Raw genomic sequence first — 19,920 nt, 5'->3', positions numbered from 1 at the left:
GACTAACGTGACCGACTTTCTAAAAACCAATCGCTTAACCATTAGTTTTACTGAACGAAGCCATTTTGAAGATATTCTCCAATTGCGCTCAGATCCTGACGTACAGCGATTTACTATACAAAGACCTCAATCACACGTAGGGATATTGAACGATTTATGGATACTATGATTTACAACCAGAAATAGAAATTGGTTATCGTTTTCATAAGAAACACTGGGGTAAGGGGTATGAGACAGAGGTAACAAAAGCCACTTGTTGATTGGAGGTTTAAAAATCTGAATATAGATACTATCGTCTCCTTTCAAGAAATTTGCCAGATGATGGGTATTTCAAAACCAACACTGTATGAATACCTTAAAGAAAGAGAAGAAAAATAGAATTATGGCCAATTTATGTATACGAAGAGCAACACTTGCTGATGCCGAAGCAATCAGTCATGTTATCATTCAATCACTCAAAAAAGTAAACGCGAAGGATTACTCGGAGAGTGTGATTAATTCAGTGATTAAAAATTTCTCTACAGAGCAAATAGCTACGAAAATGAAACTGAGAAAAATTTTTGTCATAACAGAAAAGGACCAAATTATTGGCACAGCAAGTCTTGAAGGAAACATGGTACGTACAGTTTTTGTACTACCCAGTAAGCAAGGTAAAAAATCAGGAGCATTGTTAATGCACTATTTGGAAGAAGTGGCACGTAAAGAAAATATTTCCTGCTTGACAGTATCCTCTTCAATTACTGCGGAGGGATTTTATCGAAAGATTGGGTATAACGCTTTGCGCGATGAGTACTATGGGGAAGAAAGAACTATTATCATGGAAAAAAAATTATCCGAGCTTCCTTAGCGTACATTTTCGTACCATTGGACTTCAAATCCCAAAAACAGACTAAAACACGATTGCCAATATTCAGCACCTACTTCAATCGCACTATATGATACAATTTATTCAAAGCACTATATTCCAATCACTTTTGGATGATGATTTGATATTATGGTTTACCAAAAGGGTGAAATAATAAAATGAAATTTCCCTATCACCTCATCGAATTAACCCATACTCTAGATGAAACCAGCCCTTCTTGGAAGGCAAACTGTGGTTTTTCGTCATCAGTAATATTGGATTATTGCCATGAATTATCCTAAAGAAAAAATAGAACCCAATCCTGATGCGCAACAAATCAATGAATGTATTAATTTAGTCACTAAAGTTTTAGGTGACAATCTTTTGGGCGTTTATCTCTATGGTTCAGCCCTTGTGGGTGGTTTACAAAAATACAGTGATATTGACTTATTCGTTGTAACCAATCATGCCACAACCTTGAGTGAAAAGAATGAATTGACGAAACACCTGCTTCACATATCAGGCCGTTACATGAAAAGCGCAAAACGGCCTATAGAAATGACGGTTGTTGAAAAAGGTGCAGTTAACCCCTGGCATTATCCCCCTCGTTTTGATTTTCAATATGGAGAATGGTTAAGAGATTCTTTTGAAATGGGTGAGATTGAACCACAGAATTATGAAATGCCCGATCTTGCTTTGATTATCACTCAGGTTTTATTGAAGAGTCAGACCTTGTATGGGAAGAAGTCTGAAAAAATTTTAGCGCCAGTTCCCTACGTTGATTTTATTAATGCGATGCTTCAAGATCTGGATAGACTTGCAGCCGATATCAGAGATGATACTCGAAATGTGCTGCTAACCTTGGCGCGTATTTGGAGTACCTTAGAAACAAATAAGATTCGATCCAAGCCTGATGCGGCTGATTGGGTGATAGTGCGGTTGCCGGAAACTCACAAAGCAGTGATGAATAGGGCTAAAGAGATCTGTATCGGCAAGAAGGAAGAATGTTGGGAAGATATTAAAGAATCTTTAAAACCTTGTGCCGATTTGATGCTACAGAACATTAACGAACTTAAATCATCCGTCAATCTACTAGATCCCTGCAAACGCATCCAGCTGATGCCCCCCACTTTTATAATAAGGCTTTTAAAGAAAGAGGATATAGCACCTTGTGCTGAGTTATTTTTTAACACTGTTCATCATGTTAATAAAAAAGACTACGACCAAGCCCAACTGGATGCATGGGCGCCTGATGCCAAACTTTTTATTGAACGCTTTCAGGTGATGTTAAACCGGATTGCCTGGGTAGTGGAGGATAACGGCCAAATGGTTGGTTTTGGAGATATGACCCAAGAAGGCTATATTGACCGGTTGTATGTCCATAAGGATTATCAGCGCCAAGGGGTTGCTCGATTAATTTTTTCCAAGTGGCTTGATTTTGCAAAAGCACAAGACTTGAAGCAATTAACAACAGAGGCCAGCATTACAGCAAAAGCAGCCTGCGAAGCTATTGGATTTACTCTGATGGAAAAACAGATTGTTGAAACAAATGGGGTGAGGTTCATTAATTACAAGATGGCTTATCAGGTGAACAAATGAAAGAGCTTACTTTTTTTAAGGGTTACCAACAAGAGGATAAAAAACGCGCCGCGTTTAATCGCCTTGCAGTTAATACCTTTGATTTATCTTTTGAAGAATGGTACCAATCCGGCTATTGGCGAGATAAATACATCCCCTATACCTTGTTTGATGGAGAGCACGCCATTGCCAATGTTTCAGTGAATATCATGGATTTTAGCATCTTTGGTCATAGCCAAAGAGCCATCCAGATTGGCACTGTGATGACAGATGAAGCTTACAGAAATCAAGGCTTAAGTCGAAGACTCATGGAAAAGGTCTTTGAAGATTGGAAAGCAGATAGCCATTTGATTTATCTTTTTGCTAATTCAAGCGTATGGAGCTTTTATCCTAAACTTGGATTTAAGTCAGTTAAAGAATATCAATACCAGCGCACAATCACATCCAGAATACATGCTAACTTTGTTAAATTGGATATGGATAATAAAGAAAATAGAGAAAAGCTTCATAATTATGCGCAAAACACCTGTCCATTTGGCAAGATTTCCATGCAAGAAAATGCCGATTTGATCATGTTTTACGGCATCACGGTATATAAAAATAATGTCTTCTATCTCCCTGAATTGGATACCATCGCCATTGCCGAAATAAATGGACGACAACTCCATTTATTAGACGTATTTAGCAAAAAAGAGCAAAATTTAAACGATGTTATCCATGCTTTGAGTGATGAAACCATAGATACTGTGCGACTTGGTTTTGTCCCCACGGATTGTTCATCCTATGAGATAATTCCTATCGATGAAAAAGAAAAGGATGAAATGCTTTTTGTTGAGACAGAAAAAACTGCTTTATTCGATGAAAATCAGTTGATGTTTCCCCTGTTGTCGCATGCATAGATTAAGAGGGTTTAAATATGAATGAACATAACACTTTGATTCTGTTAAATGAACTATCAGAAAAAATCAATAACCTATACGGCTTTGTCAAAATTGCTGGTGAAAATTTTGGAGAACCGGCAATAAACTCCGGTCCATGTGGCCCTTTTGCTAATGCTTTTTATACTATTTGGAATCAAAAGTTTACTGAAAGAGTAAACATTGCCTTTATCATGGTAAAAAATTCTGATGAGTGCTGGCATGTATTAATTAGATTGCCAAATGGGTTACTTTTTGACGGTGGTATTGGCGTTCATCCAGATGATAGATGGGATAAAAACAAATTTGATATAGTGGATATGTTCCAATATGACCTGCAACTATTAGAAAAACATTCCGGTGGTTTGAATAGAAAATATCCTCGATATTGCCCCAATTTTTCTATTAATGAAGTCACCCATTTGATAACCAATTGCCTCAATTTGATTGAAGAATAAATGAATATGCAACTGTTAATAGATAAGCTGCAACTTACTGAACTAACAGCACAGCCAGAATTACTCAAAAGCGGCTTCTTTTAAACTAAGTCAAGCTTTATTGTCAGTTGCAAAACACTAATATAATTGATCACCATAATCTGCAACCAATTTTTTATTTGAAGAACAACCTAATTGTTTTCGAATTTTATCAAAATAATACTCCACCGTGCGATAAGAAATCAGAAGTTCGCTTGCAATTTCTTTTGCTGATTTTCCTTGCACCAGCAAAAGCAAACAACGACTTTGTTGCTTGGAAAGATGAATAGGTAGGTGCAGCTCCTTATGTAACAGCGTTAGTGTTGCTTCTGAGTTGTTTATCTGGCATTTCTTCAAATTTACTACGTCACTGGTGGTAGGCAATGTTAATCTATGCTCAAGCGATTTCGCTTCTAAAATAAGATCACTTGCACACTTATTGTACCCCACAATGAAGTCGTTTAAAAAAGCGCCATTATTGACCACCCATTGTAAAAAATCATTCTCACTTAAATCAAAAAATAATGAGTAAAAGTGCTGACAATCGTGCTCTTTGGTAAGAATATGAACCGAGTTTTGGCCATAGTTCTGCTTATACTTTAAACCTATTTTCCTCAAAAGAGGCATTAACAACGCACAATCTTTGCGACTATTTTCAAGGGTTTTATTTAAATAGACGCCCTCAGCTAAGGTTCTTCCTGTCTTGTCCGTGCATAATGCTGGAATTTGATTTCGCTTATAATAGCTGACAATATTCGGCTCACTAATGATCATTGATATTTGGTTATTTCCAAAAGTAATATCGTGGGTGAAATTTACGAGAGCAATATTTTGATGTGATGCGCAATTTGATTGAATCAATTCACTTGCTAACGACAGCATATAAATCATCACTATTCTTTAGAATTAACTAGAAATGTACTACAATTAACCAATTATTTCAAATCAATTTACCGTATTTATACGTATATCATTTCAGATCCAAATCAACTAAAATTTACTATAATGTACAAATAAAGACCTGCTTGAATGGATTTCTTAAATAAACTTAAGATTAGGGAGCGTAATATGTCCCCCAAAAATTCAAATACTGACAAAAATGAAGACCCTCGAAAACAAGCGATAGAAAGCAATCCTTGTGGTATATGCCGTTCAGCTGGCATTCCAAACTGTAAGGGTCATAAAGGAGGTGCTGGTGGCGGAGAAACTTCAGATGAAGAATCGGAAGAACTGATTGATGAACATTTGTCCTCACCAATGACGGCTTTTAAACCCAGCGTAAATTTCATAAAAAGTGAAGTGTGGAGACAACCTGATAGTTGGGAGTCTGTTTTTGAATTCAAGAATCCTGACGCATTAATTACGATCAAACTGGATTTCGAACAAGGCATCCTATGTTTATCAAGCAAAGAACGACTACCAAAAGATCAACAAAAAGCAGTTGACGAGCTTTTTAACGCGATAAAAAATGAATTTAACCAATTTAAAAAAGAGTTAGCCAATCAGGGAATCTCCGTTGAAAATATGCAATTAAATCATCAGGGAAACAACTTAACCCTTAATATCAATAAACCAAAACTCTTTGATGCATTTATCCAAAGGTTGATGGATAAAAATTTGTTAATAGCTCAAGCGCCAACACTGCAAAATGATAAACAAGAGAAATTCTCTGCTACGCCTGAAAAATCAATGAATACAACATTGGACGCTAAACAAGATTATAACTCAACCGCACCAACACCATTTGATATGACACCAAAACCCAAATACTAGGATATGGATGACTTAAACTATGAAAGAAGCTGCAATTGAATTCCTAATTTATAAACCCAATCCAGAACATCCTGTGCCGGAAGAGCAAAGAGGCGTGGTGGTAAACCCTCACCTAAAACAACGGTTTAAGCAGCAATTTCTTCCAATTGGTGTCTATTTAGAAGGCTCCGATTTGAGGTATTATTTTTTCGACCAATGTGATGAAGCCCCAGAAATCTATAGTAGTTTGGATGCCCTCAAATTAGACTTACCCCAGGAATTAAACACTATATTCGAAAAAAAACCGAAATTATATATTATGGGGCATGCTAGTGGTGGCCATTATGGCATGGGGAATTGCCATGGACCAAGTGAGCAGTTATTTGGGGATCATTTCGATCATTTATTAAACAGCTTAAAACAAACCTTGCCCGCAGATCATGGTGAGGTTTTTGTGACTTTAGAAGGTTGTAATACAGACAATCAACTGAATGCTACAGAAAATCAACAAGAAAAAACGTTTTTAGAAAGAGTATCAGCGAAACATAGAGAAATTACGTTTGGGGGGAGCAGACCATGGAACGCTCAAGAGGCACTAACTGGCGCCCGCTCGCTCACTCCAGCAGCGCCTATCACATCAATGACAGGAAATGTTTGGAAGTCTGGAAACAGTGTTATTTTTCATCATGGTCAATATCAAATCGCTGTTCGTAAATCTTTATTTGCTTCAACACAAACGGCTAAAGAACTAAAAATAAACACCATAGAATATGCAAGTGCGATACTAGGCAATAACAGCCGTAATGAATTAATTGCCAAGATAGCATTAAACCGAGATATTCTAACTATTCAGGATTTGGAAAAAATCGATGGTTTTCCAAAATTACCCATTGAAGAAGAGAATGTTTCCAGCTTTATTGCGCAAGAAAAGCTAATTTTAAACAAAGAGCAAGAACACTATTTAGCACGTGTTCGTGGCATCCTCGAGCGAGCAGAACCGATAGATCAACTGACGGATAGAGATATACTGGATCTTCTCCTTGGCTTAAAAGAACCTTCTGTATTTATGGATCATGAATATTTTCTAGAAAGTATTTTGGCCAATAAAGCTTTGTTGCAGTTGGCAATAGTTAGTTGTGGAAAAGTCCTTGTTGGTGGTCCAAGTAATGATAGTCTCATTGATTTATTATTAAAACATGGTGCTGATATCAATAGTGCCGATAAAGAAGGGATGACTGCGTTGCACTATGCAGTACAGAACTTTTATAATTACAGAGAAGAGCCACTGAATCTCATTAAAAAGCTAATAGACTGTGGCGCCAGTCTCGAAGTGCAAAACAAGAAAGAGCAGACTCCCATCGACATAGCGCGGGAACATAGTCAAGATGGAAGGGTTACTGCTAGTGATAAACTTTTATCATCTTTGAAACATGACCATTCCCCACCTACTCCCCTTGAAGTAAAACAACTTGTTAATCGAATATTTCAAATGAGTCAACACAAGTCAGATGAACTACTTTCATTACCTATTGCGACACGTGAATATTTCAAATGTAGAGATGGCACTCTTTATATTCCAGAAGATGTAGTGGAAAAATTACATGGGGTCCTTCAATCTGCAAAAGGCAATGATGAACTCTTGTCAGCGTTTGAATCAGAGCTTAGTGCAGTTATAAGCGCTCTTGAAAGAGGTATTGGGACTGGAGAGGTGTTTTCTGAACAAGATGAATTTATCCCTAAATGTTTCATGGATGTAAATCTAAGGCTGACATCAGTTATGGACACACTGATTGAGCTGAAACAAGATATGGCTGCTTCAAAAGTTACTGAGCCTGAAATTGTCTTTGCGGATCATCGCCCTGAGTCTTGTTAAAAGTCAAAAAATTTATATTTCAGGCAAATTAATCCAGATAAAGTTTCATTCCTTCATGGCTAGCCTCAAAACCCAATTTCTCATAAAATTTTTTAGCTCTTGCACGTTTTTTGTTAGTTGTTAATTGAATAATTGAAGCACCTTGGGATTTACCGTAATTGATTGCGGTATTTATCATCCATTCACCAATTTTCTGACCTCTGAATTTTTCAAAAACCCTTACCGCTTCGATCTGCATTCGAGTTTGACCGATAAAGGTTAGTGATGGCATGATGGTTAAATGGCACGTTCCCATAATTTCAACATCATTCTCTACAATCATCAGGTATTGATTCGGGTCACATTCAATCTTGTAGAATGCATCAATGTAACGTTGATCCATTTCTGGCTGAATGTATTCACGAGCTCTACCAAGTTCATCATCCTGAAGCAGAAACACGATTGAGGGCAGATCATTTATATTAGCTTTGCGGTGCCTGATAATTTGGTTCATAATTCATTCCTGTAGGCAAATAAACAAATGAATAGATATGAGTAAAATTATAAAAGTTCCAAATGGTAATTACCATTTTATTACAGGTTATCAGAAGAATGATCTGTACCGTCATGCATTCAACGATCTGGCAGTAAGAGGGTTACGATGAGCATAAAAAAATCATTGATAATGATTACGGGAGCTAGTTCAGGAATTGGCGGCGGGATTGCGGACATTTTTTCAGAAAATGGCTATCCTCTTTTATTAATTTCTAGGAATATTACTTCACAACAGCATCATCAATTACCCAATACCCTATATTTCCAGGCAGATGTTACCGATCCCATTTCTCTTAGCCACGCTATCAAGGAAGCTGAAATAAAATTTGGACCGGTTGAATGCTTAATTAATAATGCTGGTACTGTAAAAAACGGTGAATTCTCTAAATTATCACACCATGATCACGAGCAAATGGTCGATGTAAATGTAAAGGGCGTTATCAATTGTATAGAAGCCGTACTACCTGGAATGCAGTCAAGAAAAACAGGAACAATTATCAATATCAGTTCATTGGCAGACAGAAAAACGCGTCCAAAATTAGCCACCTATGCAGCAACCAAGGCTGCTATAAAGAGTTTAAGTGAATCTCTAAGAATGGCCAATGCTTCATTAGGAATTCGCGTATGCAATATTGCACCCGCCAAGGTAAAAACCTCACTCCTTCAGCAATCAAACCTGCAAGAAAACCAAATTATTTCAGTTGCTGAATTGGCAAAAGCCGTTTTATGGATTTATGAACAACCCCAACATATCTGCATCCGAGATATTGTGATTGCACCGACTTACTATGAAGATTAGCAGTGAACATCAATTGCTGCTCAAACGTTTGCTGCTGGCACGTATAAAAATAGACAATCAGTCTCTGACAATTCATTGGATTTATCGGACAATCCAGTGTATCAATAAACGTTAATAAAACGCCTTCCCCTCTAAGAGTTTTTCTAATCGAATAAGCTCTAAGAGAGGGATTACTCTGCTCTTCCAATTGTAGCAAAAAAGTACTGTATTTTTACGGTATTAACTTAACCATGCGATTTTGATAAAATTATATCCAATGATTTTTGGACGAAACACTCCCGAACCTTACCCACAAACATAGGCAGTTCTGATGTACCTATTTATTTTATTGCTAGGACTTACAATTGTGATTGCGCGAGTGATTCTACGCACGGCTCATATTTCAAATTCACGAGCAGAAGCTGAAGAATCCATTGTATTACAGATTGATGAGGCACCCGATTTTGTGGATGAACCCGAGGAAAAAGAAATATCCGCACTGCAGATTATCTCAAGCCTGGGTACCTTAGTTATTTCGCCAGAAAATCGTTTACGCATTGCCTTTGCTACATTACTTACGGCTGCAAATACCGGATTAAATTTTATAACGCCATGGTTGTTTGCTGAAACACTGAATTTATTATCAGGAGAGGATGAAACAACTGAAATTGGAGGTGTGGAAATTTCCTCCAATATGTTAATTACACTACTGGTTTCAGCATATGCACTGTCGCAAGTGATTCCCAATTTGCGTGATCAAACCATGGTACCGGTCACCGCTTACAACACCAAAAAAATCCTGATGATGGGAACTCAACATTTGCTAAAAAAATCACTTGATTATCACGTAAATACCCCTTTTTCAGACCAAATTTATCTAATACAAAAAAGTTTTTCGTTGAGTAACATCGGCACCCCACTGCTTACCCAAATAGCGCCAACAGTTGTCGAAATTGCGATCGCAAGTAGTGTTTTAGCAAGTCGATATGGTTATGGGGTGGGAGCTGGTTTATTCGCTGTTATGGCTGCATACACAGGCTATAGCGCCCTCACCGCCAAACCTATTATTGACGCAAGAGAAATGATGCTAAAAACAGGAAGTGAAGCTTATCAAAGTTTCAGTGATGCCATAGCGCAATATAAAGTCATGCGCGATTTTGGTCAATACGAGCATACAATGAAAGGCGTCGATGCGGCATTAACAAAAATGATGCATGTTGAAATTGATGCGCATATTAAACCCCAACTAATCTCATTAGGGCATATCAGTATTTCGCGCCTTGGCATGCTTTTGGCCACCTTGTATATGGGAAATGGCGTTAAATCCGGCGCTTATTCTATTCAGGATTTTGTCATTTTAACAGGCTATTTAAATTCACTCTCCGCTTTATTGCCTGCTTTTGGTCAAGCTGTAAACGACTTATTTGCATCATGGCCCGATTTGAAATTTGTCTTTAAAGAGCTGGCTATACCCGATGAGGTAGTTGATTTAAATCCAGAAACACCACTTCCAATTGAACCAGAATCACCTCCTGTCATAGAGTTTGATAATGTAACTTTCAGCTATACAGCTAAACCAGGACAAGCACCCGTGGTCTTATTTAAAAACCTTTCATTCAAGATTGAATCCGGTGAAAAAGTGATATTTGTGAGTGAAAGCGGTGCTGGCAAAACAACTCTTTTCAATATGCTTTATGGTTACTATCAACCTACCGAAGGCACCATAAAAATTAACGGAAAAAATATTGCTGAAGTTAGTCTTCAATCACTCCAGAAAAATATCACTCTGCTTGGGCAATCACCGAATTTATTTAATGGCTCAATCCGGGAGAATATCTGCTACGGTTCAGAAAACCCTGATGAAGTCAGCGATGAAACCATTTGGACATTGGCTGAGGCGTTAAATTTGCGCACGTTTCTTGAATCGTTTGAAAATAAATTAGATACTAACGTAGGTGAAAATGGAAAGACACTGTCTGGCGGCCAACAACAAAAAGTAGCCATTTTACGAGGATTCATGAAAAAAACGTCCATTCGGCTTATGGATGAAATTACTGCTCCTTTTGATAGTCAATCAGCAAAGTCGGTATTGGAAAGTATTGATAAACTATCGACAAGCGTTACAACAATGATGATTACTCACAAGCTTACAGAGGGTCAAAACGCTTCAAAAATCATCGTCCTGGCAGAGGGACGTGTCATTGATGAAGGCTCACATGCAACTTTGCTGCAACGCTGTAACCTATATCAACATTTATGGAACGCCTATATTGCTCAAAATGAAACGCTTTCTTCATCTTCTACCGCTCGTATGCTTGCATCCCTTGGTGGGCCGCAAACTTCGGAAACAATGATATTGGAACATAATGATCCATCAATGGCATTCGTCCAAAATGAAGAAACAAATGATTTCAAACATTGCGCTGATCAAATTAAAACACAATATACTCTTCATGCGAGCTCATCAAGGGACACAGAAGAAAGGCATTTCGATTCCTCTCCATTAGAAATAACGCCGAAACCACAGTAAGCGAACCTTGGTCAATCCTTCAAAAATAATAATAATTTAGACTCTGAACAGCTTGAATTTAGCGACTTCGTAAAAGATGAAACAAATGTCCTATATACTGCACTTGAGTCGTAGCGAAAATTTCCAGAATAATATGAGCTGCTTACTGTTGTTAATCCTCAAATTATTCAGTACCTGCTCTTTCTTTGTCAGGTAAAAATCCTCCGGCTTGCATCTGCCACATTCTGGCATAATGCCCTTTTAAAACCAGTAAAGAATCATGCGTACCGTCTTCAATGATCCGGCCTTTATCAAACACCAAAATCCGGTCCATTTTCGCTAAAGTTGACAGGCGATGTGCTATCACTATCGTGGTTTTATTTTGCATTAAATGATACAACGACTCCTGTATGTATTGCTCAGTCACTGAGTCTAGTGCGGAAGTTGCTTCATCAAGAATGAGGATAGGCGCATTTTTTAATATGGCTCGTGCTATAGCAATTCGTTGTCGCTGACCACCGGATAGCTTGATCCCTCGCTCACCTACCATGGATTGATAAGCTTCAGGTAATTCGCTGATGAACTCATGACAATGTGCTTTTTTAGCCGCATCAATCACTGCTTCATCGCTAGCAGTCGGATCACCAAATCGAATATTCTCCAACAGGTTTCTATGAAACAATGTAATATCTTGTGGAATCAAGGCAATATGTTCGCGCAAAGACTGTTGAGTCACATGATTGATATTTTGCTCATCAATCAAAATATCACCAGACTCTACTTCAAATAAACGCAAAATTAAATTCACAAAACTGCTTTTACCGCTGCCTGAAAAACCAACTAACCCTACTTTTTGGCCACCATCTATAATAACACTCTTATTATCAAATAAACGAGCGCCTTCATCATAGTGAAAAGTGACGTTATCAAACCGAATTTCACCTCGATTTAATTTAAGCGGTAAAGCATCGGCGGCATCAACGATTTCATGCGGTTCGACGATAATACTTAGTGCTTGCTTACAACGCCCTATTTGTTCAGTAAAGGAAACAAACTGGCCGGCTACAAACCATAAGTTCCACAATATACTTATAGATAAAGACGTGACAAAGGTAAAATCTCCAATGGTCACTTTATTTATACTATACATCTTCAGTAAAACGATAAGGTTTAAACCCAGCAAACAAATAATACTGATGTCCCAAAGCACACGCATACCGATAATTTTTGCTTGCAAAGCCTGGTCTCTTTTTACTGCTTCTTTCACAGAGTTTTGGATGTACTGATTTTCCGTTGTAAAGCGGTCGAACAACCGAACATTCATTACATTACTAACGCTATCCACCATATTGCCCACAAACTGCGTGATACTTTCTGCATAGTGTTGCGATGCATTTTTAATCGGGCGTAAAAATAAAAAAGTGATACCTAAAAAGACGATTACCCACGAAATTAAAATCAAAGCAAATATTGGATAAAGGTATAACAACACCCCTATGGCTACCAGAAAGCCTAAAAATTGGGTATATACATCATCAACGATATTCAGAATATTGATGGTCGCGCTCTGCATATCATTAATTTTATTAATCAAACTGCCAGCAAAATTATTTTGAAAATAACGATGCGAATGCTGATTTAACCAGCGAAACATCGACATGCAAATATCTTCTCGCAAAACTGGAAATAATTTTAATCGGATCCAATCCAGGAATCGCATGCTGGTACAAAGCAAAAACCACAGCGCCAAATAACAACCAATCCAAGGCATGACCGATTTAAACAACTGTTGTTTATCACCTGAAAATGACACGGCATGATCAATTATCATTTTCAGAGTCCATGGCATGAACGTGGTTATAAACGCCCAGAAAAAGCCAATTAAAGTCATCAACAACACCAACCGTCTGTAAGGTTTAAGCATGGCGAAGATATAACGAGGGAGGGTTAATTTTTGTGTAGTGTTCATATATTCCTTATCAGCGACGAACAAGCTAATTTAATGTCCTATAATCCATCATATTCGTGACCGTAGAGATTTAACTTATCGTAACATAAATTGCTTGCAAACGTTGAGATTACTGACACCTAATGACTGGCATGGAAAAACCAAGCAAGTCATAATTGAAACCATTTTGAGAATAAATTAACAGCATCGTCATTTTAGGTAATATTTAAACACAGCACAACACAGTAGAATTACGGTATTGATACTCCCCTTATCGTTTACTAGAATGCGTGAAAATTATCCTTGGCATCTGTACCTCTAATCGATACCATGTACATTTTTTCTGCAACATTTATTCTTCTGACATTAGTTTTTGTAATAAATTAGCATGGTATCATGCTATAATTAGTTCATAGTGAACAATTTGCGATACTACATTATGCCAAAAATTACAGGAATTGACCGCAAACTGATTGAATCCACTATGCGTAAAGCTCATATACCAGGGGTCAGTATTGCGTATAGAGATGGTAAATCAACCATTCCGTCAACAACAAACATTGGCACAACCGACACACGAGATACTTCAATTCTGAGCAAAGTAGAGGATGATACTGTTTTCGGAGCAGCCTCTTTGAGCAAGCCTGTTTTTGCTTACCTGGTATTAAAACTTATCGACAAAGGTGTTTTAAGTGGACCAGGAAAAAGTGCTGGAAGTGGCTTAGATAGGCCTTTACATGAAGTGTTTTCTTTAGAAAAATTCTTTCATGAGCATGACAAACAATTAAGTGAAATAGATATTGAACGAGCTAAAGCAATTACTCCAAGAATGCTTCTATCACATACATCCGGTCTTGGCATTGACGCTAGTGCGACTTTGAGTTTTGCACCGGGTACTGAATATGCCTACTCCGGTACGGGGCTCGAATATCTACAAAGAGTTATTAAGGAACAAACTGGAAAGTCACTGTGTACTTTAGCTCAGGAGCATGTATTTGGTGAGTTGGCTTTGGATATGAAAATGAGTAGCTTTGTTCCACCGGGAACCTCCGAAGATAAAGCAGATGCCGCTAATAGCCTCTACACGACAGCCAGTGATTATACAAAGTTGATGATTGCCTGGATGCAGGATCCCAGTCCTATTATGCAACAAGCGTTTGTAAGACAAGTCAGTTTAACCCAAGATAATCAGAGATTGCCAGGAGAATCAAATCCCGCAGCTGAACATGTAGACATGAAAGTTAAAGAGTGTCTTGCATGGGGTTTAGGATTAGGCTTAGAACTTGATGAGACTGGCAAAGCAGTTAAAGCGTTTCATACAGGAGATATGAATCAATTTCGTGCGCAAACGGCACTCGATTTAGAAAAGAAATCCTGCATTGTATATTTTGCGAATGCTAATAGCGATTTGCAGGCAAATGGCCATGTTTTAGCCCCACTTATCATTAAACCCAAAATTCCCATCGATTACGCCCATACATGGTTTTACTCAAAATTTCCATTTGCATTAAAGCCTGATCAGCTTACGGAGGGCTCTCGCTTTGGATTAAGGGTACAAGGAAAGGATAAAAAAGCAGACAGTGATGCGGTCATGACAGCATTTATGCCAGGAGGTGCGCCAACACATGTTCTAAACCCTGATGCATCCGATGGCAGCAGCTATGCTGTGATGAGAGCGTTGATGCCCACGCATTCTCCAACGCCAGCCTTAATTTCTCCTGAATTAGAAGAACAATCCAGTGTGGAATCGCCTCCTACAACGGCGATCGAAGAGGAAATTCAAGCGGAAACTGATAGACCTTCCTCACCATCACCATTTAAATTGACACCCAAACCCTCTGGTTATTCTTGATGTTGTATTTACGAAATATTTGTGTCACAGACCATTTAAATACAAGATGGGAATCTTCTACTTTATTTAGTAGATGTTAAGTGTTCTAACTATAGTAAAAGATGGCTCAACAAGACAGACGATTATCCTTAAGTAGGTTGGATATTCTATTGCTCCCCAAGTTCGGATAGGGGTATTTTTCATTTATATTTTTTCCTTTAATATCAGTATCGAGAGTACCCTAATAAATCAGCAAGCTTGATAACCAGTTCCGTCTTGTTTTTACATTGCAGTTTGGCTTTTATATTAATCAGATAAGTCTCTACTGTGCGATGAGATAAATTTACACGTTTTGCCATTTCCTTTGCAGTTAAACCAGTTATCAATAATTTTGCGAGGGATAACTCCTGTTTTGAAAGCGATGCTCTGTCTTTGGCAACCACAGTTTTAAAAACATTAGCGCTTAATAGACCTAGCTCCGCAATACATTGCAGAGATTCGGCCAATGGGTGTAAACCAAGCATTATGGAACAACCGAAGACCCCTACCACGTTCTGCTGTTGATACCAAGGCGATTTTATTGTTAAATATTGATAACTTGTACCTTCATTATGCTCTAACATATGTTCGCAAATGTTCACAGTCTCTTGAGCCATCACAGTCTTATCCACCGCCACAGCAAAATGTGCGCTTTCCTTATTTAAAAAATCCGAAGCGATTTTACCAATGGCAGAAAATTCCGAGTCAAAACCACAATTTTGAGCGCAGGTTGAGTTTATTTTGCCAAGACTACAATCATTTCCTTTTACAAAATAAATACTAAAGGGTTGTTTTAGTATATTCTCAACACTTAAGTGCGCAGTTTCAGTCATAGTTTCAGGGGGTAATAATACAATGCCTTTTTTATATCGAGAAAAGACGAATTCATTGCTAATATTCATAAGCGTACTATAAAACCAATTTATGTTTATTATACACCCAAAACAATATTTGCATATATATTAATTATAATGCGCTAAATTTCAACATTTTTTTGATCGAAATACGATAACGAAAGATTGAAGGAACATCTAATAAGCTGGCCTGAAAGATCTATTGCCAGACCAGTATAAGTCAGCATTAAAATTAAATTCTTTTAAAATATTTACTCATAAAATTAAATTTCGGATTTTTATCCCCTCTTCTGAATACCGTAATTTTTCTTTATAGATATCCCATCTTATAACATTGTACAATTTATGAAATTATTTCATAGTATTAATCTGCAAGAACATTTAAAGCACGTTTAGCTATTTTTATACAAAAGCATAATTGCAAGAATAAAGCCCAGTTATTAGAATGTGTTGTCCACTCTCAATTATTTTATCCAATTTTTTTGAAAGAGAGCGGCAAATCAACAGGCGACCCCTGCCGATCGGAGAGTTAAAGCACAGTAGAATTACGGTATTGATACTCTCCTTATCATTTATTAGAATGCGTGAAAATTATCCTTGGCATATGTGGCTCTAATCCATGCCTGAGTCGCCTGGGTGTCTCTGACACAATAAAGATGTGGGTAATGATATGGTTAATTAGATGCTTACTCTTGGCATTGTGCCAGCCTTATTGAAGGATCTGGACTATTCTATACTAGGGGAATTAAAATGAAAGCAGCCTTAATAACAGGTGCAACACATGGTATTGGTTTGGCTCTAACACGCAATTTACTGAGTAAAGGGTGGACTGTTTTTGGCGTAGGCCGAGATCAAGACAGTCTGGATAGAACAAGCAGCGAATTTGCTACATTCAGACCTATCTGCGCTGATTTAACCAATAACGATGATCTTAAAAAAGTGGCTGATGTTGTTAATAATACTAAAATCCCCTTGAACATTTTAGTACAAAACGCTGGCATGAAGACCCCACCGCGAGATTTAGAAAAGCATACCTGCGAAGCGATTGATGAAGTCATAGGTCTTAATTTATCAGCGCCTATGAAACTTACAGCATTGTTGATCCCTTGCATGCCATCAGGATCGCGTATTTTATATGTCACTTCGCGTGCAGCTACCTTGAAGTTAATGCAAAGCTCAACTTATTGTGCAACTAAAGCGGCTTTAGATGAGGTTGCAGCTATTGTCAGACAAGAATTGCGTGAAAAAAATATCGCTGTTGGATCAGTAATTCCTGGTGAAGTAAACACGAGTATCCAGAAAACTCTGCGAGAAACTACCGGTTTTCATTTACACAGAATGTTTCAACAAGCGTATGAATCGGGGCAATTGATTCGTCCGGAAATTTGTGCGGATTTTTTAAAGTGGTTGTTGTGTGATTTATCCTTTGAAGAATTTAATAACGGTGAGATACATACCATTTATGACGACGCACATCATAAGTATTGGTTGGCTAATCCAGAAGATTTACCCGCATTTCCATTTGAGGATAAACCACAAAATACGCTACTTATGTCTAAGCTTTAACTTTAGGCTATTAAACCTAATAAAAATCAAATGGTTTGATCATTCAAATTTTGGGCAAATGCCAACCTTAGATGCAACGAATTACAAATTAGATATTCATTTTGACAAATAAACTCAGACTAATGAAATTAAATGAGCTTATAGCAGAAAATACAAAAAATCATGATCAAATTTCTTATATAATGTTTAAAGGGAAACGCCATGAATAATCGGGTGTCGCGTATAGAGCAGGTTATACAGTCGTATGTGGCAGATAAGCAATTCATGGGCGCAATTCTTATGGCTCAACATGAGCAAGTAGTACTGGATAAAGGATATGGCTTTGCTAATCTTGAATGGCAAATCTCCAACACACCGAAGACAAAATTTCGCATTGCCTCGCTTACAAAACAATTTACAGCTGCTGCGATATTGTTACTTGAAGAGCAGGGGAAACTTAAAACTTCCGATTTCATTAATAAATTCATGCCTGATGCTCCATCAACATGGAACAAAGTGACTCTCTTCCATTTATTGAACCACACATCTGGTATTCCTAATTACACTGGTTTTCCTGATTTCGCTAAATTTACAACAAGTACAAAAACACCGGAACAGCAGATAGAACTCTTTCGTCATAAACCATTGAATTTTCAACCTGGCTCAAACTTTGAATACAACAATTCAGGATATGTACTTCTTGGCTACTTGATTGAAAAAATAAGCGGTCAAAGTTATGAAGATTTTATTATGACTAATATATTCAACCCATTGAGCATGAATGACTCGGGATACGACTCCCATTCAAAGATAATTATAAATCGAGCTTCTGGATATATGGTTAGCTCCAATGGAATTTGCAATGCAGATTATTTAGATATGAGTATCCCCTATTCTGCTGGTTCTCTTTACTCTACCACGCGAGATTTGCTCTTGTGGGAACAAGGTTTATTTGGAGGAACAATTTTATCACCAGAGTCCTTAAACAAAATGATAAATCCGTTTAAAAATGAATATGGCTTAGGTGTGAGGATACACTCTCTGGAAGAACATAAATCAATAACACATGCTGGCGGCACCAGTGGCTTCAATACAAAGTTAATCTATTCACCTGATGATAAACTGACTGTCATTGTATTAGCTAATCTAAATGCATTGGGCTACGTAGCTCAAGATCTTGCTTTAAAGATTGTAGCTTTGGCTAGGGGTAAAACAGTTAAATTGCCATCTGAGAGAAAAGAAATAGTAATACCCACAGAACAACTTGTTAAATATACTGGGAAATACACCATAAAACCCTATATTGCTCCATATGGATTAACGTCAGAAAAGCACCTTGTTGTTTCATTAGAAAATAACTACCTAATGGTACAAGAGATAAATCAATCAAAAATCGAACTATTTCCTGAATCAGAAACTAATTTTTTTGGAAAAATACCCGATATACAGATTCAGTTTTTTAATAATGAGCAAGGTCAAGTCTCTCATTTGGTATTGTGCCAAGACGGAGAAAAAGCAACAGGAATAAAGCATTATTTATAGTAGGATCAATGAGTTTCCACAAAATAAAGCACACCAATACTATTCTCTTAATTTGTGATCAATGAGCTATAATTATCAATAACTCATTGGTAGGATTGTCCTATGAATTTTAAAATCACTCAACATTATGCAAGAGGCGAAGAAAAATTAATTGCTGAATTTAATGAGTTAGATGAAGCAAAAGTTTTTATAACAAAAAAATCTTTGACTGATGAAGAAGAAAGGAAAAAAGTCATTTACAGAGTATATGACGATCATGAGTTGTTGATTAAATTAAATAAAGAAAATCTTTGTGTAACCCATGCTAAATATGCTGAAGGCAGCGCTGATTTTCACAATTCAGAACTCATCTATCATGTTTTCATTAAATCTATAGATTCATCAGAAAGAAAGGAAGTCGCACAGTTCAATGATAGGAATAATGCTCGCCTGTTTGTTTTTGTTATATTTGAAACCGCCTGTGAACTTAATGAGAGCAATTTATTTTTAATATTTAAAAATAACATATTGATAGATACATTAAATAAAAACACCATTGCAAATCAACAAGGAGCGAGCGGTTCCAGCAGCAATGAAAAAGGGGCAACCTATCGATTAAGCCCATTATCAACGAGGCCAACGCCTGGTGGAGGACCTGCCGATTATTGGGTAGAGGATAAAGATGACAATTAACATCTATATACATATAGGTTGGCTAATTCAAAATTTTATCTACATCTCCATTTAAGATAAAACGCAAAGGACGATACTGATATCCAGGTTCTATGTACCATCAGAAAGTACATTGGAAAAAACCATTTCAAAAGTAAACGGTTAATTAACCTCACTCTTCTCAGGCATAATGAGATTGGGTAAGCTACGCATATCAGTTAGTAATGAGTGGTCAATGTTATAAGGAAG

General features: G+C 37.3%; 18 protein-coding genes. 14 read left to right on the top strand and 4 right to left on the bottom strand.

The features are described 5' to 3' along the window. Positions 1 to 7: 7 nt before the first annotated feature. The 6 genes from G543_RS18985 to G543_RS0108550 all read left to right on the top strand — a co-directional run bounded on the left by G543_RS18985 (position 8) and on the right by G543_RS0108550 (position 3,797). Positions 8 to 169, top strand: a complete 162-nt coding sequence (locus G543_RS18985; RefSeq protein ID WP_155824929.1) for a GNAT family protein — start codon at positions 8 to 10, stop codon at positions 167 to 169. Then, the gene (locus G543_RS19555) at positions 153 to 260 is read left to right on the top strand and encodes a GNAT family N-acetyltransferase (protein WP_081675654.1); all 108 of its coding nucleotides are present in this window, start codon (positions 153 to 155) and stop codon (positions 258 to 260) included. The genes G543_RS18985 and G543_RS19555 overlap by 17 nt, the downstream gene beginning before the upstream one ends. Before the next feature lie 86 nt (positions 261 to 346). Then, on the top strand, positions 347 to 847 hold the full coding sequence (locus G543_RS0108565) for a GNAT family N-acetyltransferase (protein WP_202972361.1): 501 nt from the start codon (positions 347 to 349) through the stop codon (positions 845 to 847). A gap of 285 nt (positions 848 to 1,132) precedes the next feature. Further along, complete coding sequence (locus tag G543_RS18705) at positions 1,133 to 2,443, top strand: aminoglycoside adenylyltransferase family protein (RefSeq protein WP_081675653.1); 1,311 nt, start codon at positions 1,133 to 1,135, stop codon at positions 2,441 to 2,443. Beyond that, on the top strand, positions 2,440 to 3,321 hold the full coding sequence (locus G543_RS0108555) for a GNAT family N-acetyltransferase (RefSeq protein ID WP_028384155.1): 882 nt from the start codon (positions 2,440 to 2,442) through the stop codon (positions 3,319 to 3,321). The genes G543_RS18705 and G543_RS0108555 overlap by 4 nt, the downstream gene beginning before the upstream one ends. 17 nt (positions 3,322 to 3,338) lie before the next feature. After that, entirely contained in the window at positions 3,339 to 3,797 is a 459-nt protein-coding gene (locus tag G543_RS0108550) for a hypothetical protein (protein WP_028384154.1), read from the top strand. 117 nt (positions 3,798 to 3,914) lie between these two features. Here the strand turns inward: G543_RS0108550 and G543_RS0108540 are convergent, their stop codons facing one another. Further along, on the bottom strand, positions 3,915 to 4,697 hold the full coding sequence (locus G543_RS0108540) for a helix-turn-helix transcriptional regulator (RefSeq protein WP_162145888.1): 783 nt from the start codon (positions 4,695 to 4,697) through the stop codon (positions 3,915 to 3,917). 186 nt (positions 4,698 to 4,883) lie between these two features. On the opposite strand from G543_RS0108540, the gene G543_RS0108535 reads away from it, so the two are divergent. Together G543_RS0108535 and G543_RS18410 are read left to right on the top strand one after the other, a co-directional pair. Then, on the top strand, positions 4,884 to 5,588 hold the full coding sequence (locus G543_RS0108535) for a hypothetical protein (RefSeq protein ID WP_028384152.1): 705 nt from the start codon (positions 4,884 to 4,886) through the stop codon (positions 5,586 to 5,588). A gap of 19 nt (positions 5,589 to 5,607) precedes the next feature. Then, positions 5,608 to 7,440, top strand: coding sequence for an ankyrin repeat domain-containing protein (locus G543_RS18410; protein WP_051190655.1), 1,833 nt, complete (start codon positions 5,608 to 5,610; stop codon positions 7,438 to 7,440). A gap of 28 nt (positions 7,441 to 7,468) precedes the next feature. Here G543_RS18410 and G543_RS0108525 read toward each other — a convergent pair whose 3' ends face one another. Further along, positions 7,469 to 7,933, bottom strand: a complete 465-nt coding sequence (locus G543_RS0108525) for a GNAT family N-acetyltransferase (RefSeq protein WP_028384151.1) — start codon at positions 7,931 to 7,933, stop codon at positions 7,469 to 7,471. Positions 7,934 to 8,080: 147 nt separating this feature from the next. Between G543_RS0108525 and G543_RS0108515 the strand changes: the two genes are divergently transcribed. Both G543_RS0108515 and G543_RS0108510 read left to right on the top strand, forming a co-directional pair. Continuing rightward, positions 8,081 to 8,773: an SDR family oxidoreductase gene (locus G543_RS0108515; protein WP_051190654.1), complete on the top strand. Its 693-nt coding sequence runs from the start codon at positions 8,081 to 8,083 to the stop codon at positions 8,771 to 8,773. A 310-nt stretch (positions 8,774 to 9,083) separates the two neighbouring features. After that, positions 9,084 to 11,282: an ABC transporter ATP-binding protein gene (locus G543_RS0108510; RefSeq protein ID WP_028384149.1), complete on the top strand. Its 2,199-nt coding sequence runs from the start codon at positions 9,084 to 9,086 to the stop codon at positions 11,280 to 11,282. A 163-nt stretch (positions 11,283 to 11,445) separates the two neighbouring features. Here G543_RS0108510 and G543_RS0108505 read toward each other — a convergent pair whose 3' ends face one another. After that, entirely contained in the window at positions 11,446 to 13,230 is a 1,785-nt protein-coding gene (locus G543_RS0108505; RefSeq protein WP_028384148.1) for an ABC transporter ATP-binding protein, read from the bottom strand. Between the two features lie 418 nt (positions 13,231 to 13,648). Here G543_RS0108505 and G543_RS0108500 point away from each other — a divergent pair, with 418 nt between their 5' ends. Next, positions 13,649 to 15,061 carry a serine hydrolase domain-containing protein gene (locus tag G543_RS0108500; protein WP_028384147.1) on the top strand — a complete coding sequence of 471 codons (1,413 nt, stop codon included), beginning with the start codon at positions 13,649 to 13,651 and terminating at the stop codon, positions 15,059 to 15,061. Positions 15,062 to 15,264: 203 nt separating this feature from the next. Here the strand turns inward: G543_RS0108500 and G543_RS18405 are convergent, their stop codons facing one another. Continuing rightward, positions 15,265 to 15,981 carry a helix-turn-helix transcriptional regulator gene (locus tag G543_RS18405; protein WP_028384146.1) on the bottom strand — a complete coding sequence of 239 codons (717 nt, stop codon included), beginning with the start codon at positions 15,979 to 15,981 and terminating at the stop codon, positions 15,265 to 15,267. 702 nt (positions 15,982 to 16,683) lie between these two features. On the opposite strand from G543_RS18405, the gene G543_RS17500 reads away from it, so the two are divergent. The 3 genes from G543_RS17500 to G543_RS0108480 all read left to right on the top strand — a co-directional run bounded on the left by G543_RS17500 (position 16,684) and on the right by G543_RS0108480 (position 19,692). Beyond that, entirely contained in the window at positions 16,684 to 17,499 is an 816-nt protein-coding gene (locus tag G543_RS17500; protein WP_081675652.1) for an SDR family oxidoreductase, read from the top strand. Between the two features lie 201 nt (positions 17,500 to 17,700). Continuing rightward, positions 17,701 to 19,020 (top strand): serine hydrolase, encoded by a 1,320-nt coding sequence (locus G543_RS17495; protein WP_035921823.1) that lies wholly within the window; start codon positions 17,701 to 17,703, stop codon positions 19,018 to 19,020. A gap of 102 nt (positions 19,021 to 19,122) precedes the next feature. Further along, positions 19,123 to 19,692, top strand: coding sequence for a hypothetical protein (locus G543_RS0108480; protein WP_028384145.1), 570 nt, complete (start codon positions 19,123 to 19,125; stop codon positions 19,690 to 19,692). Positions 19,693 to 19,920: the final 228 nt, after the last annotated feature.

It is taken from the genome of Legionella moravica DSM 19234, from assembly GCF_000423305.1.
GTDB classification, from domain to species: Bacteria; Pseudomonadota; Gammaproteobacteria; order Legionellales; family Legionellaceae; genus Legionella; species Legionella moravica.
Note: the sequence above shows the minus strand (reverse complement) of the source record. Positions and strands in the feature narration are given on the sequence as shown.

Excerpts from the sequence above, each read along its gene's own strand:
- G543_RS0108565 (WP_202972361.1), top strand. The coding sequence starts at position 347 with ATGAATACCTTAAAGAAAGAGAAGAAAAATAGAATTATGGCCAATTTA.
- G543_RS18705 (WP_081675653.1), top strand. The coding sequence starts at position 1,133 with ATGAATTATCCTAAAGAAAAAATAGAACCCAATCCTGATGCGCAACAA.
- G543_RS0108555 (WP_028384155.1), top strand. The coding sequence starts at position 2,440 with ATGAAAGAGCTTACTTTTTTTAAGGGTTACCAACAAGAGGATAAAAAA.
- G543_RS0108550 (WP_028384154.1), top strand. The coding sequence starts at position 3,339 with ATGAATGAACATAACACTTTGATTCTGTTAAATGAACTATCAGAAAAA.
- G543_RS0108540 (WP_162145888.1), bottom strand. The coding sequence starts at position 4,697 with ATGCTGTCGTTAGCAAGTGAATTGATTCAATCAAATTGCGCATCACAT.
- G543_RS0108535 (WP_028384152.1), top strand. The coding sequence starts at position 4,884 with ATGTCCCCCAAAAATTCAAATACTGACAAAAATGAAGACCCTCGAAAA.
- G543_RS18410 (WP_051190655.1), top strand. The coding sequence starts at position 5,608 with ATGAAAGAAGCTGCAATTGAATTCCTAATTTATAAACCCAATCCAGAA.
- G543_RS0108525 (WP_028384151.1), bottom strand. The coding sequence starts at position 7,933 with ATGAACCAAATTATCAGGCACCGCAAAGCTAATATAAATGATCTGCCC.
- G543_RS0108515 (WP_051190654.1), top strand. The coding sequence starts at position 8,081 with ATGAGCATAAAAAAATCATTGATAATGATTACGGGAGCTAGTTCAGGA.
- G543_RS0108510 (WP_028384149.1), top strand. The coding sequence starts at position 9,084 with ATGTACCTATTTATTTTATTGCTAGGACTTACAATTGTGATTGCGCGA.
- G543_RS0108505 (WP_028384148.1), bottom strand. The coding sequence starts at position 13,230 with ATGAACACTACACAAAAATTAACCCTCCCTCGTTATATCTTCGCCATG.
- G543_RS0108500 (WP_028384147.1), top strand. The coding sequence starts at position 13,649 with ATGCCAAAAATTACAGGAATTGACCGCAAACTGATTGAATCCACTATG.
- G543_RS18405 (WP_028384146.1), bottom strand. The coding sequence starts at position 15,981 with ATGAATATTAGCAATGAATTCGTCTTTTCTCGATATAAAAAAGGCATT.
- G543_RS17500 (WP_081675652.1), top strand. The coding sequence starts at position 16,684 with ATGAAAGCAGCCTTAATAACAGGTGCAACACATGGTATTGGTTTGGCT.
- G543_RS17495 (WP_035921823.1), top strand. The coding sequence starts at position 17,701 with ATGAATAATCGGGTGTCGCGTATAGAGCAGGTTATACAGTCGTATGTG.
- G543_RS0108480 (WP_028384145.1), top strand. The coding sequence starts at position 19,123 with ATGAATTTTAAAATCACTCAACATTATGCAAGAGGCGAAGAAAAATTA.